We start from the raw sequence: 26345 nt of genomic DNA, 5'->3' as shown, positions 1-26345 counted from the left end.
TTCCCATGTCGCAGATCACGGAGATGCGGTTGGGCGTGACCTTTCCGACGTTCGGTCCTGACGCCCAGCCGGAAGGCATCACGAAAGTCAGCCGCACGGCGGAGGAGACGGGCTACGACTCCCTGTGGACGGGTGACCGCGTGCTCGCCCCGGTCGCGCCGAGCACGCCCTACCCGGGCCGGGGCGGCGTGATGCCAGGTGTGTACGAGAACCACCTGGATCCCCTGGTGGCCCTGACGTTCGCCGCGGCGCACACGAGCAGGATCCGTCTCGGGACCAGCACGCTGAACGGCCTCTGGCAGCCGCCGGTCATGCTCGCCCGATCACTGACCACGCTCGACCTGGTCAGCCACGGGCGTCTCGACGTCGGCCTCGGGCTCGGCTGGATGCCCGAGGAGTACAGGGCGGTCGGCGTGCCGTGGAAAGGCAGGGGCGCGCGGCTCGACGAGACGCTCGACGTCCTGGAGGGGTACTGGTCCGGCGGTTCCTTCGCCCACGACGGCCCGCTCTTCTCCGTTCCGGAGACCAGGGTCGGTCTCAGGCCGCAGCAGCGCCCCGGGCCTCCGGTGCTCCTGGCGGCGTTCACCCCCCGGGGCTTCGCACGCATCGGACGCCGACTCGACGGCTGGCTGCCCGGCGCCATGCCGCTGACGGACCTCGTGTCCATGTGGAGCGCCATCGTGAAGGAAGCCGAGAAGGCGGAGCGGGACCCGGCCTGTCTGCGTATGGCGCTGCGTGTGAACCCGGAGCTGACCGACACCAGGACCGATCCGGAGCAGGTGCCACGGAGGGGGACGCTGCAGCAGTACGTCGACTACGCGAGGGCCGCGGCCGAGAAGGGTGTGCACGAACTGTTCGTGGACTTCGGCCAGACACCCGTCACGCTCGACGAACGCATCGAGCTGGCCGGCCGTTTCCTCACCGGCGTGCGTGCGGGGTGATCACGACGACGTCGTGGTTCTCGCTCCAGCGCAGGACCTCGTCCTTGCGGGGGTTGACCCGCACCCCGAATTCTGGGCCCGTCGTCGCACGGTCACGGCTCCGGTATCCGATGGCGCACTCCCCTCGGCGCGACGCCGACTCGACGACCGTGGCGAAGGAGGCGCGGCACCCCGCCCGTACGTAGTGGGCGGCCGGCTTGAGCTGGATCGTGCTTCCGCCGGGGGCGAGGAGTTCCTCGAACAGTTCGGCCAGATGCCGGTTCTGCGAGATCTGCGCCATCAGGAGGCCCACCAGTTTGCCGCTGACGATGAAATCCGCGCCCGGCCCGACCGGCGCGATCGCCCTGTTGCGGTCGTCGGTCATCTCGGTGACCACGGTGACGGGGTTTCCCGACCTGCGTTCCAGATCGCGCAGGAGCAACAGGGTGACCAGGGTGCGGTCGTCCGGTGCGCCGCCACAGGCCACGCGGTCGGGGCCGAGGACGATGACGCCGTCGTACGTGGCGAGGTCCAGGCCGTTCACCGTCCCGGGCAGGGTGGGGTCTCCGGGGCGGAGGACGACCGTGAGGCCGGTGGAGGCCTCCGTCTCCGCGGCCCGCACCTCCGCGGCGGTGGGCTCCCCGCCGTCGGCCACGACGTGGAGGACCGAGCCGGGAGTGACGTGGTCTGACAGGTGGCGGACGATGCGGTGTGCGCGACGGTTCCATCCCAGCAGGAGCATCCTTTCGGAGCGCACCGCTGCGGGCGGACGGGGCACGATGACCGACGCGTCGACGGCCGCGGGTTCAGGAGCCTCCACCGTCGTGTCGTCGTCCTCCGCGATCACGACGAGCCGGTCCCCTGCGCACACGAGCGAGTCGGGTGGCGGGGCGAGCCGCAGAGCTCCGTCCGCCCGCAGGACGCCGACCACGGTCGACGACACATAGGCCGTCAGTACCTCGGCGAATGTACGGCCGGCCTGCGCCGGCGCATCGACGACGTAGAACTCGTCTCCGGCGAAGTCGAGCAACTCCTGGAACACGAGCGACAGTCCGGGCTGCCGGGCACACTGCGCCACGAGCCGTGCGGTGATGTCGTCGATCTCCAGGACGACCGCACCCGGGCCTGCGGCGAGCACGGCGGCGAGCCGGTAGCGTCCGTCCCGGACCACCGCCAGGATCCGGGCGCGGCAGTCGCCGTCGGTCGCCGCCCGGAGGGACAGCAGGTTCTTGACGATCTCGGCGTCCTCGTCGGGTTCGTCGCGCGGGAGCACCAGGACGACGTCCGCCGTGGCCGGGCTGACCCGTTCGAGTGCGGCCGGGTCCGTCGGACGCCCGTTGCGGCAGATGATCCGGGTGCCTCCTTCTCTGCCGCCCAGCTCGGTGCGCAACTCCTCCTCCATGTCCGTCTTGTCCCGGTCGGCGAGGACGACGACGGCTCTCCGCCCCTGGTTGCTGTTGGCCTCCACGATCTCGGCCACGACCGTGAAGATCTGATCGGACCAGCCGAGTACGACGGTGTGGCCGTTCTCCAGGACGGTGGAGTGGCCGCGCCGGAGGTCGAGGAGCTTCTCGGTGATCGCGGCAGTGATCAGGCTGACGAGGGTGGACACGTAGAAGAGGGCGACCAGGGCGAGAAGGACCGACAGGGCGACACGCAGGGGCGATCCGGCCTCTCCGCCCAGCCGGAGTGTCTGTCCGACGCTTCGCCAAACCGCCGCGGCTTTCGCCCACCGGTCGTCGGGGGCCCCGTCGTCCGTCCATACCAGGACGGCGCTCGCCGGGACGACGATGACCAGGCACACGACAGCGAGCCAGCCGATGAGCGCGGCGGCGCCACCTGCCAGTGTGTTGTCGAACCAGTACCGCGCCTGCTCGCTCGGCGCTGCCCGGCGGGGAACTCCCCCCGAGGCGTCCACCTGGGCCTCGGGGGTCTCCTGCCCCTGACCCTGCCGCTGCTTTCCCACCCTGGCGATCCCGGCCCACCGGCGCCTGTCCTGATCATTGCTCGTCTTGTGCACAGCAGCAGCGTGGACAGTCGTTGATCACGGCATACGGGTATCAGGCCGTGGTTCATCCTTTAGAGGAGCAGGCGGATGCCGGCGCAGCGTCTCCCTGCCCGGCCGGGTCCGAGCGGGAACTCCGTGTTGACGCCGGGCTCTCAGCCCAGCCGGAAAACCGGCCCGCGCGGAGTGAACGGCAGTGTGGCACCCTGCGGGATCAGAAAGGCGTGGTCGCGTCGGATCCGCAGTGGATCGCACCAGCCGTCGGTGATGACGAGCACCGGGGCCGTCGGCGGGAAGTCGTCCGCTCTCCGCAACAGGTTGATGCCCGGCTGCAGTTCGGTGCCGCCCCGGCCGCGTACCCGCACCCGGCCCGCGATCTCGGCCGGGGGCAGGTACCCCGCGTCGTACGGCGCCGCGTCGCAGAACACCACACGCGCAGCCGGCACGTCACGTGCCTCCGCGTACGAGGCGATCGCGCCGAGCGCCTTGCCGAGCAGCGTGCTGTTCATCGAGCCGGAGGTGTCGAGTACGACTCCGAATGTGCAGCGGGCCGTCTCCTCGGGAGGGAAGTACCGGCCGGCGCGCGGGATGTCCGGGGTCGACGCCTGCCGCCGGGCGGGGCGGGCGTAGGAGCGTACGGGCTCGGGCCGGGGTACGTACTCGTCGAACCAGCGGGCGAGTCGCGCGTCCCACGGCACGGGCGGGTGGGACAGTGCCCGGATCTCCTGGACCAGTCCGGCGGGCAACAGTCCTCGCTCGCCGTACTGGTGCAGGTCGAAGCCCTGGACGAGGCCCCGCCGGTAGAAGTCGTCCAGGTCGGTGTACGGGCGGGCGTCGGCGTGCGGCAGCGGCTCGCCGAGGATGTCACCGACCCCCTTGCCCCGCAGGGTCGCGAGCCGGCGCCGGCGGCGCAGGTCACTCGCGATCCGGTCGTACACCTCCTCCGACGACAGGCCTCGCAGCTCCGGGTCGTACAGCAGTCCTGCGGGCATCTCCCCCACGCGCATCTGGACGAGCCAGTCGTTGACGACGTAGTCGGCCGCGACGTTGAAGAGGAACGGGTCGCGGCCGCCCCGGCGTTCACCGTGGCGCAGGGCGGCGTGCAGCATCTCGTGGGCGAGGACGAAGCGCCATTCCTCGTCGGTGCGGCGTTCAGCTCGTCGAGGAAGAGGCAGTACGGTTCGTCGCGCGCGATGCTCTCCGGCGGACAGAACACGGACCGCCCGTCGCGGATCTGTGGCACGCCGATCAGGTCCTCGGGCGCGAGCTGCGTCCCGAGGAGGCTGACGCACTCCAGCCCCAGCGACTCGGCGAAGCCGCGTACGAGCGACGACTTGCCGATCCCCGGCGCTCCCCAGAGGAACACGGGCCGCACGGTGGCGAGTCCCAGCAGCAGGTCGGGTATCTGGGCGGGAGTGACCGTGACGGCAGCCTGCACGCGGAGGTTTTCCTTCGGGACGTGGGAGAGTGAGCCCGCTCAGTATGGGAGCGCCCACGGACCGGCCGCAGCCAAATTCCGGGCGGGTCAGCCGGGTCACCCCACCAGGTCCGGCGCGCGCAGCATCTCCGGTGGGATGCCCCAGGCGTCGACGAAGCCGACAGCGAGGGGCCGGACCTTGCGGCAGAGGTCGTTCACCTCGCGGCTGATCGCCTTGGAGCGCTGGACGGTCAGCCGGCCGTGCTCCATGAACCAGGCCCGGTCCGACTCGATCGTGGACAGGGCGAACAGGTCGCACAACAGGCCCAGCGCGACCTTGTTGCCGCCCTCCGGCAGGGTGCGCACCTTGTCGACGAACGCCTCCAGCACCAGGCGTTCGACGTGTGCGTGGGCGACCGCGATGACGTGGTCCTGCACCTGTGAGAAGACGACGCCGGGGTCGCGCTTCTGGTCGACCCCGCGCTTGAGCCGGCGGGCCACGCCGGCGAGCATGTGCTCCTCGCGGTAGCGGAGCATGGCGAGCTGGTACTCCGAGTCGAGAAGGCCGGCTTCCTGGTCCCATTCGTCTCCGCCGGGCAGCAGATCGCGTACCCGCTCGAGCAGCTTGTGGGCCGAGGTCTTCTCGATGACCGTCTCGACGGCGAGGCCGGTGACGTAGCGGACCATGCCGAGCTGGTCGAGGTCCTCGAACTCTGCCGCGTAATGGGTGAGCAGGCCCTTGGCCACGAGCTGCATCAGGACGTGGTTGTCCCCTTCGAAGGTGGTGAAGATGTCACTGTCGGCCTTGAGGGCGGCGAACCGGTTGACGGTGAGATAGCCGGCGCCGCCGCACGCCTCGCGGCACTCCTGGACGACCCGGGTGGCGTGCCAGGTGCCGAGCGCCTTGGTGCCGGCGGCCCGTGCCTCCAGCCGGCGCCGCGCCTGCGCGTCGTCCTCGATGCCGGAGAAGACCTCGTGCAGCTGGGTGCGGACGACGTCCTGCGCGAAGTGCAACGCGTACGTGCGCGCGATGAGCGGCAGCAGACGACGCTGATGCAGTCCGTAGTCGAGGAGCAGCTGCTCCTCCGTGTCCGAGGCGGCTTCGAACTGCCGGCGCCGCACGGCGTACTTCGTGGCGATCGCGAGGGCGACCTTGGCGGCGTTGACCCCGGCGCCGCCGACGCTGACCCGGCCCTGCACCAGCGTGCCGAGCATGGTGAAGAAGCGGCGGTCGGGGTTCTCGATCGGGCTCTCGTAGAGACCTTCGGCGGTGACGTCGGCGAACCGGTTGAGCAGCGCCTCGCGCGGCACCCGTACGCCGTCGAACCAGATGCGTCCGTTGTCCACGCCGTTGAGACCCATCTTGCGGCCGTCGTCCTCGATCCGGACGCCGGGTGCCACCTCTCCTTCGGCCCGGACCGGCACGACGAACGCGTGCACTCCCCGGGCTTCCCCGCCGACCTCCAGCTGGGCGAAGACGACAGCCAGCTCGGCATGGCGGGCGGCGTTGCCGATGTAGTCCTTACGGGCGTGGTCGCCGCCGGTGGTGATGACGAACTCCTGGCGGGCGGCGTCGTACGTCGCGCGGGTGCCGAGCGCCTGGACGTTGGAGCCGTGCCCCGTCTCGGTCATCGCGAAGCACCCCATCAGCTTCCCGGTGATCAGGTCCGGCAGATAGGCGTCGTGGTGGCGTTCGGTACCCAGCTGCAGGATCGCGCCGCCGAAGAGACCGAACTGCACGCCGACCTTCACCAGCACCGACAGGTCACCGAAGGCAAGCGTCTCGAACGCGGCGATCGATGCCCCGATGTCGCCGCCCCCGCCGTACTTGCCCGGGAAGCCCATGCCGGTCTGGCCCGTCGCGGCCATCTCGACCACGAGCTCACGCACCCGCTCGCGAAACGCGTCGAAGCCGAGCTCGTCGGCCTCCTCGAGGACGGAGGCGTACGTCACGAGGTTGGCCCGGACGAGGTCGCGGATCCCGGCGTACTCGCCGTCGAGCACCTCGGTCAGCGCCCGGACGTCGATCTCGGGCCGCACGTAGCCGCTCGGGTCGGTGGATGTGTTGTCAGTGGCCATGCCATGTCGCTACCCCGCCCCGGCGCGATCAAGCGGTCGGTCCGGGCTCCCGGCCGCCGACGGCCCTGCCTCCCTTTTCACCGGCACTCCACATCTTTTGATGAATCATCAGAAAGTTCAAGGGATTCGTACCGAACCTCTGGACAGTCCCCCGGACCGCGCCCTAATCTCTCGGCGCATCGAGACATACGTTTCGCCCGGATGACACCGCAGCCGATCGGCGCTCCCCCGAACGCCGCTCACCTCACGGATCTCTCCACGTCTCTCCCCCCACGGCCGGGCCCCGCCCGTCACGAGGCACCGCGCGATCGCCGGCCGGCGGTCGCCGCGCACGCACCGTCTCAGCACCCCCGTCGGCAGGGGGGAAACCGGCCGGGTCTCCGACCCCGCCGTGAACGCAGTGGAAGGGAAGCGACATGAAGATTCGCACGTTCATCGCGACGGCCTCACTGGTGGCGTCCGGGACGCTGGTGGCCTTCTCCGGCTCGGCCCAGGCCGCGCTCTACACCACCTGTGTCGGCGACGGCGGAGCCGTGACCGTCACCAACGACCTCGTCGTACCGGCCGGGAAGTCCTGCACCCTCACCGGCACAAAGGTCAAGGGCACGGTGACGGTCGAGGCCGGGGCCGACCTCGTGGCGGCGGGCGCCACCTTCAACGGCGCGGTCACCGTCGAGGAGAACGCCTACCTCGACCTCACCGACACGACGGTGAAGGGCGCGCTGACCACCGAGTCCGCCTTCGGCGCGCACCTGGAGAAGAGCAACCTCAAGGCCGTCGACGCCACCGGGGGATTCGTCTACGTGGTCGACTCCACGCTCGGCGGGAACGTCAGGACCGGCGCCGGCGAGCTGTACGTCTCCGGGAGCACCCTCAACGGATCGCTGACGGGCGACGGCAACCAGTACAGCGATGTGTACGACTCCACCGTCAAGGGCGCGCTCACCGTCGACGGAAACACCCTCGGCGGCGTGTTCTGCGCCAGCGAGGTGTACGGCGCCGCGAAGTACGCGTCCAACGCGGACAACCTCCAGCTCGGCGGCGAGGGCCTGCTCGGATCCTGCGCGGGCGCCTCGTACTTCGGCGGCAACCTCGCGGTCACCGACAACACCGCGAAGGCCGTGCTCGACAACGCGATCGTGCGCGGCGGGCTCACCGCGACCGGAAACGACCCCGTCCTGGTCGTGGGCGACCTGGCACGTGTCCGTGGCGCCGTCACCGGCGACACCGCCCCCGCCGCCGCCTCGTCCTCCCGCTCGGCGAAGGAGGCGGCGCCGGAGGACCGGGGAGCCGGCCTCGCCGAGAAGGCCGCCGCCCGCGCCGCCGAGGCACGGGCCGAAGCCCACGGGGCGGGCAGGTCCAGCCTCTGACCCCGGGCGGTACGACCGGGCGGCCCACGTAATGGCCCGCGCGGCGGCACCGGCTGATGGCGGGCGGCCCACCCGCGTCGCCGAACCCCCCGCAGCGCGTCGGCTCCCCTCCTTCCGCCGCCCACGCCTGATCTCCGGAGCGGGCCAGGACCGCCGAGCGGCCCGTCCCCCCGACCCGTACGCCCTTCTCCTCCGTACCCAGGAGTGACCGTGAGTCATATCCGTAAGTCCTTCGACCGCAGGGACTTCCTGCGCGCCACCGTCGGCACCACCGTGGCCATCGCCGCAGCCTCCGTCACCGGAGCCGCGGCGACCTCGGCCGCCGCCGCACCGAGCGGTCTGTCCATCCCCAAGGACCGGATCGGCATCCAGCTCTACAGCATCCGCGACAAGGTCAGCTCGCTCGGCTTCGCCGTCGTCCTCCCCGAACTGGCCCGGATCGGCTACAAGGAGATCGAGTTCGCCGGATACACCCAGTCCACCTCCATCCTGGGCCGGCAGATCACTCTCCCGGAGATCCGCACGCTGCTCGACGACCACGGACTGCGGGCGGTCGGCAGCCACGTGGGCATCGGCAGTCTGCGCACCAACCTTCAGGCGGAACTGGACGCCGCGCAGATACTCGGGATGCCGCACGTGGGCACCGCCAACGCGCCCTCGAACGTCAACACGGTCGCGGGCTACCGCGCGGCAGCCGACGAGTTCAACGTCTGGGGCGCGGCGGCGACCGCGCGCGGCCTGAAGCTCTATCAGCACAATCACGCGGGCGAGTTCGCCTTCGCCACCGATCAGCCGTCGGTCCGGCTGTACGACGTGTTCCTCAAGAACACCGACCCGCGCCACGTCCATCTGGAGCTGGACATCTACTGGGCCTATGTGGGCCAGTACCGCTGGCCCGGATTCGACCCCGCCGCGTACGTGCGCAACCAGCCCTACCGCTACCCGCTGTTCCACATGAAGGACGGCGACGCCAACGCGGCGAACGCCAACGGCTTCGACATCGTCGAGTTCGGCGCCGGTGACCTCCCGTACGAGAGGTTCATCCGCGACATCGGGCCCCGCGCCTCGCACGTCGGTATCTGGGAGCAGGACACCGCGCCCAACACCCAGCCCAATCCCCCGGGGTCGCTGGGTGCGGCGCAGCGCAGCTTCACCGCCCTCGAAGGGCTCCTCGCCTGAACAGTGCCCACGGCAAGGGAGGCGTCTCCATGTGAGGCGCCTCCGTGTCCGCTCCTCACCGCCAGCGATCAAGGAGACGCATCACCGTGCACCGCACTCTGAGACGCCTGATCACCGGGGTCCTGCTCATGGCACTGCCCGCGCTGGGCGGTGTGGCGCTCGCGCCCGCCGCCCAGGCGCACCCCGGCCATGAACACGCCCTGGACTGGTCGAACTACGAGAAGGTCACCCTGACGAAGGACACCGGCGAACCGATCGACCTCGCCGTGCTGCCCGACAACCGCGTCCTGCACACCGCCCGCAACGGCGACGTGCGGCTCACCGACCCCGGCACCGGTGTCACGAAGGTCGTCAACCACGTCGACGTGTACCAGAACTCCGAGATGGGCCTGCAGACCGTCACGCTCGACCCGGACTTCGCCACCAACAAGTGGGTCTACCTGTACTACTCGCCGCCGCTGAACACCCCGGCCGGCTCAGCACCGCTCCAACTGCCGGCCGGGCAGGACGACTCCTACTGGAAGCGGTGGGAGGGGTACGACACCCTGACCCGCTTCAAGTGGACCGGGGACAAGCTCGACCTCTCCACCGCGCAGGAGATCATCCGGGTCGACAGCAACCGCGGCCAGTGCTGTCACGTGGCCGGTGACGTGGACTTCGACGGGGAGGGCAACCTCTACCTCGCGACCGGTGGCAACACCCCGGCGTCGGGCCCGAACGTCAACGGATACACACCGATCAACGACGCGGCGGGCTACAACCCCGGTCTCGACGAGCGCCGCGGCGCGGGCAACACCAACGACCTGCGGGGCAAGATCCTGCGCATCCACGTGCAGGAGGACGGAAGCTACACCGTCCCCGAGGGCAACCTCTTCGAGCCCGGCACGGAGAAGACCCGCCCCGAGATCTTCGTGATGGGCCTGCGCAATCCCTTCCGGCTGGCGGTGGACCCCGAGACCGACGCCGTGATGTGGGGTGACTACGGGCCCGACGCCGGTACCGCCGACCCGAATCGCGGACCGATGGGCTACGTCGAGTGGCAGACCACGACCAAGGCCATGAACAGCGGCTGGCCGTACTGCACGGGTGACAACAGCAAGCCCTACCGTGACTTCGACTTCGCCACCCTCACGCCCGGCCCCGCCTTCGACTGCGCGGCGCCCGTCAACGACTCCCGCTGGAACACCGGACTGACCGAGCTGCCCGCGTCCGCGCCGGCCACGCTCTGGTACGGCGACCGGGACACCGACCAGCCCTGGCCCGAGCTGACCGCCTTCCGAGGTCCCGGCGGTCCGGGCGGGCAGGCCCCGATGGGCGGCCCTGTCTACCACTACGACGCGGACAACCCCTCACCCGGCAAGTTCCCCGAGTACTGGGACGGCAAGGCGTTCTTCGCGGAGTTCTCTCAGGACTACGTCGCCGCGCTCACGCTCGACGGGCCCGACGGCCCTGTGAGCAAGCTGGAGAACCTCCTGCCCAACAGTGAGCGGTCGCAGAACGGCATCCCGCAGTGGGACAACCCGATGGACCTGGAGTTCGGTCCGGACGGCGCGCTCTACGTCCTCGACTACGGCGACGGCTTCTTCCGGCAGAACCCCGACGCGGGCCTCTACCGGATCGACTACGCCGAGGGCAACAAGGCGCCCACCGCCGTGATCAAGGCCGACAGGACGTCCGGCCAGGCCCCGCTGGAGGTCTCCTTCGACGCCACCGGTTCCAGCGACCCGGAGAACGGCGCCCTCACCTACCAGTGGGACCTCGACGGTGACGGCACCTTCGACGCCGACGGGCCCACGGTCACCCGTACGTATCCGGAGAACGGGCAGTTCCAGGCGCGGCTGAAGGTCTCCGACCCGCAGGGCAAGTCCGGTCTTTCGAGCCGCCAGATCACTGTGGGCAACACCGCGCCGACGGTACGGCTCACCTCGCCGCCGAACGGCGGGTTCTTCAACTGGGGCGACGCCGTGCCGTACGGCATCGCCGTCGAGGACCCCGAGGACGGCACCACGCCGGACTGTGCCAAGGCGGCCTGGACCTTCGGTCTCGGGCACAACCAGCACGGGCACCCGGTCAACAGCGGCACCGGCTGCGCGGGCGGAGTCGTGACCCCGACCGACGCGGGCCACGGTGACACCGAGAACGTGTTCGGCGTTCTGGGGATCACCTACACCGACAAGGGCGCGGGCGGCGTTCCGCCGGCCACCGGCGACGCCCAGGTGGTGCTCAACCCGGCCCTCATGCAGGCCGAGCACTACGACTCGTCGGAGGGTGTCACGGTCGCGGACGACACCACGGCGTCGGGGCAGCGCAAGCTGACCTCCTTCGACGCGGGTGACTGGATCGCGTACGAGCCGGTGTCGTTCACCGGGATCACCGGTGTGCGGACCCGTGCCAGCGGTGCCGGCACCCTGGCGCTGCGCTGGGGCGCGGCCGACGCCGAGCCGTTCGCCACGGTGCCGGTGCCGGCCGGGGAGGGCTGGCAGGCCGTCACCACGGCTCTTCCCGAGGCTCCTTCGGGTAGCGGTGAGGTCTTCGTCACCAGCTCCGGCGGTGTCGAGCTGGACTCGCTGACCTTCCAGGGCGCGGGCGTCGCGGACCGGACCGCGCCCGAGGCCACCGCCACGCTCAACCCGCCCCGGCCCGACGGTGACGACGGCTGGTACACCCGCAATGTGTCGCTCGCCGTCTCGGCGACCGACAACGGGACGGTCGCGAGCCGCCAGTACTCGGTCGACGGAGGGAAGACGTGGCAGTCGGCGAACGCGGCCGTCACCCTGTCCACCGAGGGAGCCACGACCGTCCGATACCGGGCGACGGACAACGGCGGCAACGTCTCCGGGGTGGGCTCGCTCACCGTACGGATCGACCGCACGGGTCCCACGGTGGCGGTGAACGGCCTCGACGCGGACGGCGTGCACGGGAATTCCGGGCGGCCGACGCCGGTCTTCTCGGCACAGGACGCGGTGTCCGGCGGGGCCACCGCGACGGCCACGCTGGACGGCGGATCCGTCACCTCGGGCCAGGTGCTGGAGCTGTGGCGGCTGCCGCTGGGGAGCCATGACCTCACGGTCAGGGCCCGGGACAAGGCCGGCAACACCACCACGAAGACGGTGACCTTCACGACCCGTACGTCCTACGCGGACATCCGCGGGCTGATCACCCGGCTGCGGGCCGACGGCCTGATCACGGCGCAGGGACAGCAGCGGCTCACCGTGCGGCTGGCTCAGGCGGAGGCGCACGCCGAGGCGGGCCGGACCGCTCGGGCCGCGGCCGTACTGGAGTCGTTCGCCGGCTACGCGTCCGACACGGCCCTGGTGCCGGACAGCGAGGCCGGTGCGGCGCTGGCCGGGAGCGCGCGGGCGCTGAAGGGAGGCGCCACCGGCTGACGCCGGCAGGGACGGAGCTGCCCCGCTGTCACCGGCGGGGCAGTTCTGCGCCCGGACTCCGCGCGAGGTGTGCGCTTCCAGGTGGCGGAACCCGGGAGTTCCGTCAACAGTGCGGCGACTTTCCGCGTTCTGTGAAAAAGTTGCCGGAAGTCGCCCGTGCCTCGCCCTGCGGCGCGCGAGCGCGGAGCCTGTCCGGGCGGTCACATCGCCGGACCTCCGTGCCACCTCCGCGACAACTCCCCAGCTCTCCGAGGGCGTTCAGAGGAAGTGAGTCCGTGAACCTCCAGTACCGCGTGTTGAGTCTGTTGCGCGACAACGGACCGCTGTCCCGCGCCCAACTCGCGGACCGGCTGGAGGTCCCACGCCCGAGGCTGCTCGGCGAACTCGACCGCATGGTCGCGGCCGGGCGCGTCTGTGAGGCCGGCCCCGCCGCGTCGCGTGGCGGGCGGCGCTCCACCCTCGTCCAGCTGGCCCCCGGGCTGCGGTTCGCCGCCGTCGATCTGGGCGCCAGCTCCATCGACATCGAGATCACCGACGGCGCGCTGGTCCCGGTGGCCGCCTGCTCCGAGCCGGCGGACATCCGCTCCGGGCCGGTCGCCGTACTCGGGCGTGTCAGCGAACTCCTGCGTGCGCTGGCGGACGAAGGGCACTACACCCGGCTCGACGCCATCGGCATCGGCCTGCCGGGGCCGGTCAGCTTCCGGGAGGGCGTACCCGTCTCGCCGCCGATCATGGTGGGCTGGAACCGCTTTCCGGTACGTGACACCCTCGCCCGCGCACACGGCTGTCCTGTCGTGGTCGACAACGACGTCAACGTGATGTCCCTCGGGGAGCAGCACAGCGGGGTCGCGAGGGCCGTCGACCATCTGCTCTTCGTGAAGATCGGCAGCGGCATCGGCTCCGGCATGCAGCACCACGGCCGTATCTACCGGGGCGCGGAGGGGTGTGCCGGCGACATCGGGCACGTCCAGGTGGAGGCCGAGGCCGACGGGCCCGTCTGCTCCTGCGGGAACACCGGCTGCCTGGAGGCGTACTTCGGCGGGGTGGCCCTGTCCAGGGACGCCACGGAGGCCGCGAGATCCGGGCAGTCGCCCGCCCTTGCCGAACGGCTAGCCGAGCGGGGGGCGCTGACCGCCCTGGACGTCGGGGAGTGCGCGGACGGCGGCGACAGCACCAGCGTCGGACTGATCCGGGCCGGGGGCCACCGGGTCGGGCAGGTCCTCGCCACGCTGGTCAGCTTCATGAACCCGTCGATGATCGTGATCGGCGGAGGTCTGACCGGGCTCGGGTACCCCCTGCTCGCCGAGATACGCAGCGTCGTGTACAAACGCTCGCTCCCACTGGCCACGGGCAACCTGCCGATCGTCATGTCCGAACTGGGCCCCCGCGCCGGGGTGGTGGGAGCCGCGCTGCTGGCGAGCGAACTCGCTTACGGCGAGGCGTCGGTGGCCGGGGACGCCTGAGGGGAGACCGCCGCCGCCGGACGGCCGGTGACCGGGCGTGACGGACCTGCCAGGTGAGGATGGCGAATACCGGGGAATATGTGGCGACAGACGATCGGAGGTTGCCATGGATGGCAGAGATCTGGAACTCGGCGAGCTTCTGGCCGCCGCGGAGTCCGCGCCGCCCGGGGAGTCCGTCGGCGTGGTCGCGCACGATCTGCGCAAGCGCTTCGGGGCGGAGCGTGTGTCGTTCCTGTTCGTCGACCTCATGGGGCAGCGGCTGCTACGCCTGACCGCGCCCGTCGAGGGCGTCATGGCGGACGTTCCGGAGCGGATCGCCCTGCAGGGCAGTGTCTACGACACGGTTCTCCGCGGGCAGCGCCAGCATGTGGAGCCGGACGGCCAGGGCGGACGGCGGGTGATCTCTCCGGTGAGCAATCGGGGCGACTGCATCGGTGTCCTGGAGGTGACGCTGCAGTACGCCGACGACGCCGTGCTCGGACAGATCAGTGAGGCGGCACACGCCCTGGCGTACATCATCGTCACGGACCGCCGTTTCACCGACCTCTACCACGCCGGCCGGCGCACCACCGAGACCAGCCTGGCCGCCGAGATCCAGCATCAGCTGCTCCCCTCGGCCTCCTGCTGCGAGGCTCCCCAGTTCACCCTCGCCGCAGGTCTGGTCCCGGCCGACGACATCGGTGGCGACACCTACGACTACACCCTGGACCAGGACACTCTGCACCTGTCCATCACCGACGCCATGGGGCACGACACCGATTCCGCGCTGCTGGCCACCTTGGTCACGGGGGCGTTGCGCGGCGCCCGTCGCACCGGCTGCGACGCGCTGCATCAGGCCGGTCGCGCTCACGAGGCCCTGCTGAACCACAGTCGTGGGCTGGTGACCGGACAGCTGCTGTGCGTGCAGCTCGATTCGGGCACCTGCGAACTGGTCAACGCGGGGCATCCCTGGCCCTTTCGCCTGCGTGACGGTGCCACCGAGGCCGAGGAGATCCAGCTCGCCGTCAATCTGCCGTTCGGCGTCGCGGCGCCGACGTCCTACCAGCTCCAGACGCTGCAACTGCGTCCCGGCGACCGCCTGGTCCTGCTCACCGACGGCATGCAGGAACGCGGTGCGGCGGATGTCGACCTGGCCTCTCTCGTGGCCGACACCCGCACGTCGCACCCCAGGGAGGCCGTCCGCGCCCTGACCACAGCGGTGCTCGACGCCTGCCGGGGCAAACTCAAGGACGACGCGACGGTCCTCATACTGGACTGGCACGGAGCCGGGGAGTCCGCCCGGCGAGGCGCGCTAGCAGCGCGGTGATCCCGGGCGACGCGCCGTGGGCTCAGGCCGACTCCGGCGGCTTCCGCGCGTCGAAGGCGAAGAGGGTGTTGTCCGCCGCGGCCACGATCACCGCGCCCCCGGCGACGGTCACGCGCGGGCTCGCGCCCTCCTCGCCCGAAGCGCCTTCGGCCTGCGGATCCGTCGACCACAGAGGGGTGCCGTCGCGCGGCGACAGCGCGACCACCCGGCCCGTGGCCGAGCTGAAATACAACGCGCCGGCGCCCGCGACGGGACCCGACGCGCCCTCGACGGGCGTCTGCCGCGACCACTTCTTCCGTCCGGTCGCGGGGTCGAGCGCCGTGACGAGGCCCGTCTGTCCGCTCACGTAGACGGTGCCGTCCGCCATGCCGGGCGTTCCCGCGTACGTCTTGGCCAGCCGGGAGTACGTGACCTTCCGCGTGGCCGGGTCGACCCGTGCCACCCCGTCGTACCCGGTGAGCGCGGTGCCCTCGACGTGCTCCTGGAGGAGTACGAGACCTCCCCTGTCGGCGCCCACCGGCCTGGCGGGCCCGTCGACCGGGATGGCCCCGCCCAGTGTTCCCGAGGCGCGGTCGAGCGTGTACAGGGTGGGGTGGCGCACCTCCAGGGCGTCCACCTCCGCGTCCGTCGCGCACATCGCGAAGAGCCGCGGTCCCGCCGGGACGGGAGCGCACTGCGTGCCGGCGGGGAACGGTGTCTTCCAGGTCACCTCCCCGCTGTGCGCGTCGCGGGCCTCGAAGCGGGAGTTGGAGGCGTCGACCGTCACGACGGCGGAGCCGGCCACGACGGCGTCCTGGGTCCGGCCCGTGACGGCCGTCGACTGGGCGCCGGACGGCACGGACCACAGCTCCCGGCCGCTGTCCGCGTCGATGGCCACCACCTCGCGGGGAGGGTCCTGCGGGGCGTCCTGGGAGGCGAAGCGGTAGCCGAGCACCGTGTCGTCGGTGGCGCCCACCAGATACATGCCCTGGACGGGGACGCCCGGGCTCTTCGCCGTCCACGCCTTCGAGCCGTCCACGGCGCTGATACGGGTTGCGAGGACGCCGCCGCCCCCGCAGAACAGCGCGTCGCCGCGCGCGACGCAGCGCAGCTCGTCCGGTATGCCCTCGTCACCGCCCCGCACGGTCGTGCGCCACGGCGCGAAGCCGTCCGGAAGCGCGGCGGCCGGCGCCGCGACGCTGTCGCCCTTGTCGCCGCCGCTCCCCCCGAAGCTGCCCGTCTTCAGCGCGGTGACTCCGCCGCCGATCGCCGCGACCGCGACCGCCGCCGCGAGCACGGGCCGCCATCCGCGACGCAGGCGGCGGCCGGCGAGGGTGCCGCTGCTCCCCGCACCGGGACCGGCCGGGGCATCGGCTGCCGGGGCGGCCGGCGGCGGGGTGTCACCCGCCCCGGAGTGATGCTGGGTGATCATGTCGCGGGTCCGCCCCGCGCCGGTCGGCCGCACCTCGGTCCCACCGAGGTCGGCCGGCAGATCGCGCAGCAGCACGAGGAGTTCGTCCGCCGAGGGGCGCCCCTCGGGCTCCTTGTCCAGGCAGGACTCGACGACCGCACGCAGAGCGGCCGGTACGGCGCCCAGGGACGGCTCCTCGTGCACCACCTGATACGCCGTCATGTAGGGGCTGTCCGCGTCGAACGGCCCGTGGCCCGTCGCCGAGTACACCAGCAGGGTCCCCAGCGAGAAGACGTCGGACCGCGGACCCACACCGCGCGGCGCCTGCAACTGCTCCGGCGACATGAAGGGCGGCGTACCGATGACACGCCCTGTCATCGTCAGCGTCTGCTGGTCCGCGGCGCGCGAGATACCGAAGTCGATGACGCGCGGGCCCTCGGGCGAGAGCACGACGTTCGAAGGCTTCAGGTCCCGGTGGACGACCCCCACCCGGTGGATGTCGCGCAACGCCTCCGCCAGCCCGATGGCGAGCCTCCTCAGCTCCGCCCCGTTCAGCGGGCCCTCCGCGGCGATGTGCTGGGCGAGCGTGTTCCCCTCGATGTAGGTCGTCGCCATCCACGGCTGCTCGGCCTCGGGGGCCGCGTCGACCACGGCGGCGGTGAACGCGCCGCTCACCCGCCTCGCGGCCGCCACCTCCTGCCGGAAACGGATGCGGAACTCGTCGTCCCCCGCGAACTGCTGGTGGATCAGTTTGATCGCGACCGGCCGGCCCGAACTCGTACGGGCCAGGAAGACCGTGCCCATACCGCCGGAGCCGAGCCGTGCCTCGAGCGGATAGCCGCCGATCTCCGCCGGGTCACCTCCGCGCAGCGACACTCTTCCCGTCCTCCTGTCCCCCGTGCACCTCGCCGCCACGGGCCCCGCCTGTCTGTCCTGCACCCAAACTAGCCGCAGGGCGGTACGGCAGGCCAAGGCGGGTGACGAACAGGGCTCTCCGGGGCACCCCCGCCCCGCACACGGCGCGGCCCGCCCAGGAGTCCGGCCGGCCGCGCCGTGTGCCGCCCGGTTCCGCTACCAGCCGGCCTGCACCGCGGTGTACGCCGCACGGCAGTCGGCGTTCGTGGCCTCCGCGGCCAGCTTCTCCATCGAGTTCTTCCAGACCTGCTTGGCCAGCTTCTCCAGCTCCCGCGTCGCGGCGGGCACGTTCGGGGCGTACTTCTTGATCGTCGCGATGGAGGACTTGGCGAACTTGTTGCACACGGGCCCGGCCGCGTTCCGGTAACGGGTGTCCAGGTCCGCGGCGACCGCCTGGCCGTTCTGGGTCGCCCAGGTGTTCCAGGCCGCGCATGCCGTCTCGGTGAGAGCCGCCTGGTCGGCCTCGCTCAGGCCCAGCACCTCGGCCAGCATCGCGTTCTGGGCCTTGTCGGGGACGGTGAAGTCGACCACGGGGAACTTGTCGAGGGTCTCGAGCAGCGCCTCCTGACACGCGGGCGGCAGCGGGGCGGCCTGTGCGGGAGCGGGGACGGCCAGGGCGGAGCCCGACAGGAGAGCGGCGGTGAGGACAGTGCGCTGGACGGTACGCGAAAGAGTCATGACGGTGGTGCTCCTTGCACGAAGTACGTGTCGGTCCGGGCACCGCGTCAGCGCCCGCGGCTACAGAACGATCAACGGCTTCCCTTGGTCACGGCCGCTGCGGGCGTGGCTCCCCGGGTCCCCTCGGCCGAAGCGGGCCCCGAGGGGGTCGGGACGCGGGGCTTCCGGTCCGGAGGGAGCGCGTTGCGGGTGCGCCGGCGGAAGACCAGGAAACCGGCGAAAGCGGCGCAGGTGAGCCAGAGGACCTGGATCGCGAGGCCCTCGCGGACCGACGCGTCGGAGAAGGCCGCGGACATGCTGGCCTGCACGGCCCCGTACGTCGGCAGGAAGCGCACGACGGCGCTGTCCGATCCGGAGCTGGAGAGGGGGTTCTGCAGGGCGACGTCGAGGATGCTGATCATCAGGATGGCGAACATGCCCTCCACCTCGCGCCGGAGCACCGACCCGAAGACCACGCCGAACGCGCCGTAGGTCAGGGCGGCGCAGAACAGTGCGGCGGCGAGCATGAGGGGCTGCCGAGGGGCCCAGGCGAAACCGGCGGCGGCCGTGGCGTACGCGGCGACGGCGGCACAGACCAGCGTGAGCGCGGAGAGCTTGGCGAGGACGAGGTGATACCTCGGGTATCCCGCCATCGCCAGGCGGCGGTCGAAGGCACCGCCCGTGAAGGTGGCGGCGAACATCATGAACCCGGCGATCAGCGTCACCGCGTTCAGCGCCCCGGTGATCTGGGTGAGGTGGTTCCCCGGCGGGGAGAGCACCTCACCCGTGGCCCGCAGCCGGAACGGCGCGGGCGCGTCGGGGATGGTCACATAGGCGAGCCCGATCCACACGGGGATGTACGCGACCACCAGCAGCATCGCGAACCGGTTGCGGGCATGACCGATCAGCGCGTAACGGGACGCCGTGGTGAAGAGTGACCAGTGCCGCCTCATGCCGTCGCCTCCGCACGCGGTTCCTGACGGCTGAGGCGTCCGCCGTCCAGGCGCCACAGCACGTCGAGCCGGTCGATGTCGTACGCCAGGTGCGAGACGACGAGCACCGAGCGTCCGGCGTCTCGCAGACTCGTCGCCAGCTCCCAGAAACGCAGATACGTCTCCCAGTCGAAGCCCTGGTAGGGCTCGTCCAGCAGCAGCACGTCCGGATCGTGCATGAGGGCCAGGGTCAGGTTGAGCTTCTGCCGTGAGCCGCCGCTGAGCTGGCCGGCGCGCCGGTCGAGGTATTCGGTGAAGGCCAGGGTCTCCATGACTTCTCCGGCCCGCCGCAGGTCCGGGAGCCCGAACGCGCTCCGGAAGAAGTCGAGGTGCTGGCGGACCGTGAAGGAGTCGTCCAGGACCACGGACTGCGGGCAGTAGCCGAATCTGCCGGTGTGGTGCACCGATCCCCGGTCCGGCCTGAGTTCACCGGCGAGGGCCTTCAGCAGAGTCGTCTTGCCGGCGCCGTTCTCCCCGACGATCCCGGCGAGGGTGCCGGGCCGCAGCGAGAGGTCGACGCCCCGGAGGACGGCGTGCTGCCGGTAGGAGTGGTGCACATCTCTGACGTCCATCGCACTGCTCCGTCGTGTCCAGGTCTTCCCGATGGCCGCGGAACCGGTCCGCGTCTTCCAGTCGGCGAGTTCGTCCGGCCGGCCACTCGGCGGCAGAACCGGTCCGCTCCTGGTCAACGAGCGGGCCACGGAGCGGAAACGGCGCCGGAAGCAGGTGGGCGTCAACGCGGCGCACGACAGGTCACGCGTGCGGCGGGTTCACCGCCGCGAACCGGGTCCGAGAGAGCTGGGGTGACTAACGTGGCCGGGACCGGAGTACCTGCGGCCGGGCCCCGGCGTCCGGTCCGGTTCCCTCGTGCGGGCCCGTACACGCGCGTGCCGGCGCAGTCACGTCCACACGAGGGAAGGTCGGTCAGTCATGCGGAGAACGTGCGTGATCGGTGCGGGGCCGTCCGGCCTGGCAGCGAGCAAGGTCCTCGCTTCCCGGAACGTTCCGTTCGACTGCTTCGAGGCCGGTTCGAAGATCGGCGGGCTCTGGCGGTACGGCAACGACAACGGCATGTCGGGGGTGTACGCGTCGCTGCACGCGAACATCTCGAAGGAGAGCATGTCGCTCTCCTCGCTGGCCATGCCGGAGACGTATCCGGTCTTTCCCCACCACAGCAAGGTCCTCGCCTACCTGGAGGAGTACGCCGCCTCCTTCGGCCTGCACCGCCACATCACGCCGGGCACCGAGGTCACCTCGGTGCGGCCCCTCGACGACGGCGGCTGGGAGGTCGCCCACCGGCGCCGCGGAGAGACGGACGCGGAGGTGGAGACGCGGCGCTACACCGAGGTGGTGGTGGCCAACGGTCACCACTGGGACCCCCGCCTCCCCGACCCGGCCGTTCCCGGGGCCGAGGAGTTCGAGGGGCCCGCCGTCCACTCGCACGACTACCGCTCCCCCGAGCCGTACGCCGGACTGCGCGTGCTGGTGGTCGGCATGGGCAACTCCGCGTGCGAGATCGCGGCGGAGATCTCCCGTACGGCCGCGCGGACCTACCTCTCGGCGCGCGACGCGGCGCATGTGTTCCCCAAGATGCTGCTCGGCCGGCCGGCGGACCACCTGGTGTGGAGCCCGCTGTCCCGTCTTCCGCTGTCGCTCAAGGGGCCGGCGATGACGCTCCTCCTGCGGCTCACCCGTGGCGCACCGGCCCACTACGGGCTCCCCGAGCCGGTCCGGGGCCCGTTGGCCGCCCATCCCTCCTCGTCGGACGAACTCCTCGTCCAGCTGGCCCGCGGAGCGGTCACTCCCAAGCCCGGCGTCAGCTCCTTGGGCCGGGACACGGCGGCCTTCACGGACGGCAGCCGCGAACCCGTGGACGCCGTGGTGTACGCCACCGGTTACTCCCTCTCCTTCCCCTTCCTGGACCCCTCCGTCTTCGCCGCCCCGGGCGGCCGCACGGAGCTCTATCTGCGCACGGCCCCGCCGCGGCTCCCCGGGCTCTACTTCATGGGGCTCGCCCAACCGGCCGGTGCGGCCTTCCCGTTGCTCGAACCGCAGGCGGAATGGATCACCGACCTGATGGAGGGCACGGTCGTCCTGCCGTCGCCGGCGGACATGGAGCGGGCGATCGTCCGTGAACGCCGCCGTCATGAGAAGACGTACGTGTCCACCTACCGTCACGGCATCGAGATCGACGTCCGCTCCTACCGCAGGGCCCTCCGCCGGGAACTCCGGGCGGGCAGGCGACGGGCACGCGGTGCTCTCCTGCCGCTGCCGGGCGTGGCCGGCCCCGCCCCGGCGGCCGACGCCGTCTGAGCCCGTGGGCGGGGCGCCCGGCTCACACGGACGCCGAGCTCTCCTCCAGTTGTCCCACGGCCTGCTCCCACAGCTCCGGCAGCAGTTCCCCCATCGGGAGGGCACGGTCGGCGACGAAGGACACCTCGGCCCAGTCGCCGAAGAAGGACAGCCCCACTCCGAAGAGGTGCCCGGGCACGAGCAGGGGCAGCAGGGCGGTGCCCGTCACCTGGGTCTCCCCGAGGCTTCCCTTGTCCGCGAGCGGCATGGACGTGGCCATGACGTTGGTGACGCGCGGGGAGAGCACCCGGCGCATGTACCAGTCGGTGGGGCGTCCCGGCATGAAGCGGACCAGGTCCTGAATGGCCTGCCGCCACGCCTCGCCCCGCAACTTCCGGGTCGTGGTCATGACGTGGTCCAGTCGCCGCAGGGACGCCTCGCCGTCCTCGGAGCCGTCCGGGCGCCGTGAGCCGGTCCGCACGGGCAGTTCGAGCGGCAGGGCGAAGCAGCGGTTCCCCCACGTCTGGTCCTCCTCGGTGCGGCGCGCGTCGACGGGCAGCACGGCCGTCACCCGTGGAAGAGGTACGCCGGAGCGGTCCGACCAGGCCGAGAACGCCCCGGCGAGCGCGGCGAGATGGACGTCATGGGCCGAGCCGCCGCGCGGCGTGCCGATCCGGCGGAGGGTGTCCACCGGTACGCGGCCCCGCCACAGCCGCTGCTCCCCCGAGGGGACGAACGCGGTGCCGGAACGGTGGCGGCGGCCGACCAGGGTGCCGGCCAGGAATTTCGTGGCCAGCCCGACGGCCGCGCCCACGCGCCGCGGCACCCCGGCAACACGGCTCCCGCCCGGCACCGGCCGGGCGGAGGGCTCCCCCGCGCCCAGCATCGTCCGGAAGGTCATGGCGGCGGCCGAACCGTCCTGGCAGGCGTGACGGAAGCGGTAGCACACGGCGTACGCGTCGGGTGTGTGGCCGTGGACCAGCCAGACCCCCCAGTACGCACCGGGCGCGAAGGGGGCGTTGAGCGCAGTCTGCAGGGCTGCGTCCCACCCGTCGGGTCCGTCGGCGACGACCTCCTGCACGTGCCGGTCGACGGCGAAGTCCGCGTCCGGCTGCCACCGGAGCCGCCGGCCGCCCTCGACCCGGCTGGTGAGAAGAGGCAGTTGGCCCAGGCGGAAGCCCACATAGGCGCGCAGGTCCGCCAGGGCCGGGGCCGGACCACTGAGGTACGCGACGCCGCCGGCGTCCCAACGCACGTCCGGCCGGCGGCGTTCCAGGTTGAGGAACGCGCGGTCGACGGAGTGGGTGGGGTGGCGAGGGGAAGGGACGGACCGACCGGGCAGGTCCGCCCGGGCTGACGGGACGGACCCGGTGGACTGATCGGGAACGGGCATGGGGCAGGGCTCCTGTTCGTGCCGGCGGCGAGCGGCCGACGGGAAGAGGGACGGGCGGCGCGCGGCGGGCGACCGGCTGGCCGAGCACCCGGCCGGGCCCGCCGTCCGCCCATCAGGATGACCACCGACCGTGGCGCAGCCGTCCCAGGCCGGGATGCCGCTCCCGTGCCGGGCAACCCCGTTCCCGTCCGCCGCGGTAAGCGGCCGCATCCGCCTCCCGGCCCACGAAGCACCCGTTCGCCGTGCGGTGACTGGCCTGCCACCGCACGGAGCCCGCCGCCCGCGACACCGGCGTGCTCGGTAAGGCCGCTCCGGAACAGCGGCCGCGAGTTCCCTCGAACGGGGGACAAGGCTCCGCGCGTCTCCGGCCCGTGGCGTCACCCCCCGCACCTCCCGGCGCCCTGGCCTGCGGCGGATTCCCTCCGGTCGGTGCAGGTCGCACCTGTCACGGCGCGGAGTACTTCGTTCGGGTGAGCAGATCGAATCGGGGGCACCCGCTCCGCGCACCGTCTGACATCGTGTGCCGTGCGCCGGAGGTCATCGGGCCCTCGGGGCCCGAGAAGCCCCCGGCGAAGCTGGGGCGCCGGGGAGCGGCCGAGCACTCGCCGCACCGGCACGCCGGAAGGGGCAGAGCCGCTCGCACCCCCACCACCGGGTGACACTTCGCGCCGCGGACCGGTGGCCTCCCGCCCCGCCGTTCCCGGTCGCCGCAGCAGCGGCGCCCCGTCCCCGCACCCGTGTCGCGGGCCGCCCCCTTCGAAGCCTTGGAGCCATGGCCGTGCATGTCGCCCTCACCGGCGCCACCGGATTTCTCGGACTGCGCCTGTTGCGTCGCCTGCTCGACACGAACCGGTCGCTCACGGTCCTGGCCCACGCGGGGTCGGGAAACGCTCTGCACCGCATCTCCCGGTTCTTCGAACTCACGGGTGCCACCGAGGCGTTCGTCGCCGGGCTCCCCGACCGGCTGCGGGTGGTGGAGACCGACCTGGCACAGCCCCGGCTGGGACTGTCCGCACGGGCGTTCCAGGAGCTGGCCGACAGCATCGGCCAGCTCTGGCACAGTGCGGGCAGCATCAATCTGGAGGGGGACCTCCCCGAGCTGCGCCGGACCAATGTCGAAGGGACCCGGCACCTGCTGGAGCTGGCCGCCGCGGGCGGCCGACGGCCCCTGGTCCACCACGTGAGCACCGCCTTCGTGGCCGGGGCTCGGCGTGAGGGGGTGGCGTACGAGGACGAGCTGGACGATGCCGGTGGTTTCGAGAACGCCTACGAACGCTCCAAGTACGAGGCGGAGCTGCTCGTCCACGCGTGGTCCAGGGAGCACGGCCGGCCGGCCCTCGTCCTGCGGCCCAGCATCCTGGTCTCCGACGTGCCGCCGCACCCCGAACTGCCCGCACACCCGCTGCTGGTCATCGAGCGGATCCTGCGTGACGCGCGAGGTGCCGCCGGCCACGAGGACCCCGGCCGGCCCCGCGTCCGCACGGTGGGGCACCCGCGCGGCCACCTGAATCTGTTGCAGGTGGAGCACGCGGCTGAGGTCATGGTGCGGCTGGCTGACCGGCCGCCCTCGCAGGGGGTCGGCACGTACCACGTCGTCCATGACCGCGACGTGCCCGTGCCCACGGTCGTGGCCCTGCTGGAACAGCTGGTCCCGCTCACGATCGAACTGGTAGGCACCAAGCCGGACGCCCCGTCGGCGCTGGAGGCGCTGCTGGACTTCTATCCGGGCATGACGGCCTACCTCGCCCACCGGCGGCGGTTCGACGACACCCGGGTCAGGTCGGCGCTGGGTCCCTCGGCCGTGTCCGCCCCGGTGGGCCTCGACTACCTCTGGTCCGGTCTGGCCCCACCCGGCCGGGCACGCACCGGCTCGCCGGACGCGCCCACCGCCGCCTTCTCGCCCTCCCGTCACGCCTGACCGGCAGACGTCCTCTCCCGTTGGAGCCTCTCCGTGTCCGTCCTCGCAGCTCCCGGCTCCCCCGCCGCGGCCCCGCCGGTCTTCTCCGCCGAGGGGATCGCGGCCTGTGCCCGTCGGATCCGGGAACCCGTCCACGTGGTCAGCGGGCCGGACGGCCGTGAGCTGGGGCTCGCGACCGGTCCCGTACCGGACGGCCCGGTGCTCGGTACGCTGCCGCCGCTGTATCCGGAGTGGCTCGGCGGCCGCACCTTCTGCGAGGCGCACGGCGTCCGGTTCCCCTACGTCGCGGGGGAGATGGCGAACGGCATCGCGACCACGGGGATGGTCTCGGCGATGGCCCGGGCGGACATGCTCGGATTCTTCGGCGCGGGGGGCCTGGCGTATCCCGATGTGGAGCGGGCCGTGCACACGCTGGTCCAGGAGCTGGGATCCCGCCCGAACTGGGGCGTGAACCTCATCCACTCACCGGCCGAACCCGGCCTGGAGCGGCGGGTCGCCGAGCTGCTGCTGCACCGCGGCGTCCCCCGGATCTCCGCGTCGGCGTTCATGGAGCTGACCCCGGCTGTCGTGCTGTGCGCTGCCAGAGGGCTGCGCCGGGGCGCGGACGGCGGCGTCGTCCGGCGTACGAGGGTGCTCGCGAAGGTGTCCCGGCCCGAGGTGGCCGAGAGGTTCCTCTCTCCCGCCCCGGCCGCGCTGCTGAGCTCGCTCGTTGCTCAGGGCGCACTGACCCAGGAGGAGTCGGAGCTGGCGGCCCGGGTGCCGGTGGCCGAGGACATCACCGTGGAGGCTGACAGCGGCGGACACACCGACAACCGGCCGCTGTCGGCCCTGCTGCCGAGGATCGCCCTCCTGCGCGACGTCCTGTGCCGCCGGTTCGGCTACCGCCGGCTGGTCCGCATCGGGGCTGCCGGCGGCCTCGGCACACCGGACGCGGTGGCCGCCGCCTTCGCGCTCGGCGCGTCCTACGTGGTCGTCGGGTCGGTGAACCAGACCGCCGTGGAGGCAGGCCTGTCCGACGAGGCCAAGGCGATGCTCTGCGACGCGGACATCGCTGATGTGGCGATGGCGCCGGCAGCCGACATGTTCGAGCTCGGTGTGAAGCTGCAGGTCCTCTCCCGGGGGACGATGTTCGCCCAGCGGGCCGGGCGGCTCCATGCGGCGTACCGGGCGCACGGTTCGCTGGACGAGATCCCGGCCGGGCTGCGCGTACCGATCGAACGTGACGTGCTGCGGGCCTCGTTCGACGAGATCTGGCAGCGCACCCGCACGTTCTGGGAGCAGCGCGACCCGGCGGAGATCACCCGTGCGGAGGCCGATCCGAAACACCGCATGGCGCTGGTCTTCCGTTGGTACCTGGGCAGTTCGAGCCGGTGGGCGATCACCGGGGACAGGTCACGGCGGGCCGACTACCAGATCTGGTGCGGGCCGGCGACGGGCGCGTTCAACCGGTGGGCCGAGGGCACCGTGCTGGCCGAACCGGCGAACAGGTCGGTGGTGCAGATCGCGCTCAACCTGCTCGAAGGGGCCGCGGTGCTCACCCGCGCCCACCAACTGCGCACCTACGGGGTTCCGTTGCCGCCCGACGCGTTCACCTACACGCCGTGCGAGCTGGCGTGAACGGGCCCGGCGCCCCGGAGGCGCCCACCCCGACAGTCCCACTCCG

At 71.8% G+C, this 26345-nt stretch carries 16 protein-coding genes and 2 pseudogenes; 9 read left to right on the top strand and 9 right to left on the bottom strand.

Features of this window, described 5'->3' with window-relative positions:
* Nucleotides 1-5: 5 nt before the first annotated feature.
* Nucleotides 6-941: a TIGR03619 family F420-dependent LLM class oxidoreductase gene (locus tag AB0P41_RS20805; RefSeq protein WP_365933394.1), complete on the top strand. Its 936-nt coding sequence runs from the start codon at nt 6-8 to the stop codon at nt 939-941.
* On the opposite strand, the gene AB0P41_RS20800 is transcribed toward AB0P41_RS20805, so the two are convergent.
* From AB0P41_RS20800 to AB0P41_RS20785, 4 genes and pseudogenes are all read right to left on the bottom strand, one after another.
* A complete protein-coding gene (locus AB0P41_RS20800; RefSeq protein ID WP_365933393.1) occupies nt 919-2940 on the bottom strand; it encodes an NAD-binding lipoprotein in 2022 nt (673 codons plus the stop codon). The two genes, AB0P41_RS20805 and AB0P41_RS20800, sit on opposite strands and share 23 nt — an antisense overlap.
* 140 nt (nt 2941-3080) lie before the next feature.
* Nucleotides 3081-4070: pseudogene (locus AB0P41_RS20795) on the bottom strand (VWA-like domain-containing protein); the annotation flags it as partial.
* Nucleotides 4070-4363 (bottom strand): annotated as a pseudogene (locus tag AB0P41_RS20790) (AAA family ATPase); the annotation flags it as partial. The pseudogenes AB0P41_RS20790 and AB0P41_RS20795, both read right to left, overlap by 1 nt.
* A gap of 96 nt (nt 4364-4459) precedes the next feature.
* Nucleotides 4460-6421, bottom strand: a complete 1962-nt coding sequence (locus tag AB0P41_RS20785) for an acyl-CoA dehydrogenase (RefSeq protein WP_365933391.1) — start codon at nt 6419-6421, stop codon at nt 4460-4462.
* Nucleotides 6422-6837: 416 nt separating this feature from the next.
* Here AB0P41_RS20785 and AB0P41_RS20780 point away from each other — a divergent pair, with 416 nt between their 5' ends.
* The 5 genes from AB0P41_RS20780 (at nt 6838) to AB0P41_RS20760 (ending at nt 15125) form a co-directional block, all read left to right on the top strand.
* Nucleotides 6838-7791 (top strand): hypothetical protein, encoded by a 954-nt coding sequence (locus AB0P41_RS20780; RefSeq protein WP_365933390.1) that lies wholly within the window; start codon nt 6838-6840, stop codon nt 7789-7791.
* Nucleotides 7792-8001: 210 nt separating this feature from the next.
* Complete coding sequence (locus tag AB0P41_RS20775) at nt 8002-8970, top strand: sugar phosphate isomerase/epimerase (protein WP_356714098.1); 969 nt, start codon at nt 8002-8004, stop codon at nt 8968-8970.
* Nucleotides 8971-9056: 86 nt separating this feature from the next.
* Entirely contained in the window at nt 9057-12356 is a 3300-nt protein-coding gene (locus AB0P41_RS20770) for a PQQ-dependent sugar dehydrogenase (protein ID WP_365933388.1), read from the top strand.
* A 275-nt stretch (nt 12357-12631) separates the two neighbouring features.
* Complete coding sequence (locus tag AB0P41_RS20765; protein ID WP_365933386.1) at nt 12632-13819, top strand: ROK family transcriptional regulator; 1188 nt, start codon at nt 12632-12634, stop codon at nt 13817-13819.
* A gap of 106 nt (nt 13820-13925) precedes the next feature.
* Nucleotides 13926-15125, top strand: coding sequence for a PP2C family protein-serine/threonine phosphatase (locus AB0P41_RS20760; RefSeq protein WP_356714095.1), 1200 nt, complete (start codon nt 13926-13928; stop codon nt 15123-15125).
* Between the two features lie 22 nt (nt 15126-15147).
* On the opposite strand, the gene AB0P41_RS20755 is transcribed toward AB0P41_RS20760, so the two are convergent.
* The 4 genes from AB0P41_RS20755 to AB0P41_RS20740 all read right to left on the bottom strand — a co-directional run bounded on the left by AB0P41_RS20755 (nt 15148) and on the right by AB0P41_RS20740 (nt 19651).
* Nucleotides 15148-17391, bottom strand: coding sequence for a serine/threonine-protein kinase (locus AB0P41_RS20755; RefSeq protein WP_365933384.1), 2244 nt, complete (start codon nt 17389-17391; stop codon nt 15148-15150).
* Nucleotides 17392-17586: 195 nt separating this feature from the next.
* Nucleotides 17587-18108, bottom strand: a complete 522-nt coding sequence (locus AB0P41_RS20750; protein WP_365933382.1) for a hypothetical protein — start codon at nt 18106-18108, stop codon at nt 17587-17589.
* Between the two features lie 71 nt (nt 18109-18179).
* Nucleotides 18180-19040 carry an ABC transporter permease gene (locus tag AB0P41_RS20745; protein ID WP_365933380.1) on the bottom strand — a complete coding sequence of 287 codons (861 nt, stop codon included), beginning with the start codon at nt 19038-19040 and terminating at the stop codon, nt 18180-18182.
* Entirely contained in the window at nt 19037-19651 is a 615-nt protein-coding gene (locus AB0P41_RS20740; protein WP_356714091.1) for an ABC transporter ATP-binding protein, read from the bottom strand. The genes AB0P41_RS20745 and AB0P41_RS20740 overlap by 4 nt, the downstream gene beginning before the upstream one ends.
* A gap of 358 nt (nt 19652-20009) precedes the next feature.
* On the opposite strand from AB0P41_RS20740, the gene AB0P41_RS20735 reads away from it, so the two are divergent.
* Nucleotides 20010-21392 (top strand): NAD(P)-binding domain-containing protein, encoded by a 1383-nt coding sequence (locus AB0P41_RS20735; protein WP_365933378.1) that lies wholly within the window; start codon nt 20010-20012, stop codon nt 21390-21392.
* Nucleotides 21393-21414: 22 nt separating this feature from the next.
* On the opposite strand, the gene AB0P41_RS20730 is transcribed toward AB0P41_RS20735, so the two are convergent.
* Nucleotides 21415-22764: a hypothetical protein gene (locus tag AB0P41_RS20730; protein ID WP_365933376.1), complete on the bottom strand. Its 1350-nt coding sequence runs from the start codon at nt 22762-22764 to the stop codon at nt 21415-21417.
* A 772-nt stretch (nt 22765-23536) separates the two neighbouring features.
* Here AB0P41_RS20730 and AB0P41_RS20725 point away from each other — a divergent pair.
* Complete coding sequence (locus AB0P41_RS20725; protein ID WP_356714088.1) at nt 23537-24682, top strand: NAD-dependent epimerase/dehydratase family protein; 1146 nt, start codon at nt 23537-23539, stop codon at nt 24680-24682.
* 33 nt (nt 24683-24715) lie between these two features.
* Nucleotides 24716-26299: a PfaD family polyunsaturated fatty acid/polyketide biosynthesis protein gene (locus tag AB0P41_RS20720; RefSeq protein WP_365933375.1), complete on the top strand. Its 1584-nt coding sequence runs from the start codon at nt 24716-24718 to the stop codon at nt 26297-26299.
* Nucleotides 26300-26345 lie beyond the last annotated feature (46 nt).

Origin of the sequence: Streptomyces sp. NPDC079167 (assembly GCF_040686735.1) — a bacterium.
In the GTDB taxonomy this organism is placed as follows: Bacteria; Actinomycetota; Actinomycetes; order Streptomycetales; family Streptomycetaceae; genus Streptomyces.
Note: the sequence above shows the minus strand (reverse complement) of the source record. Positions and strands in the feature narration are given on the sequence as shown.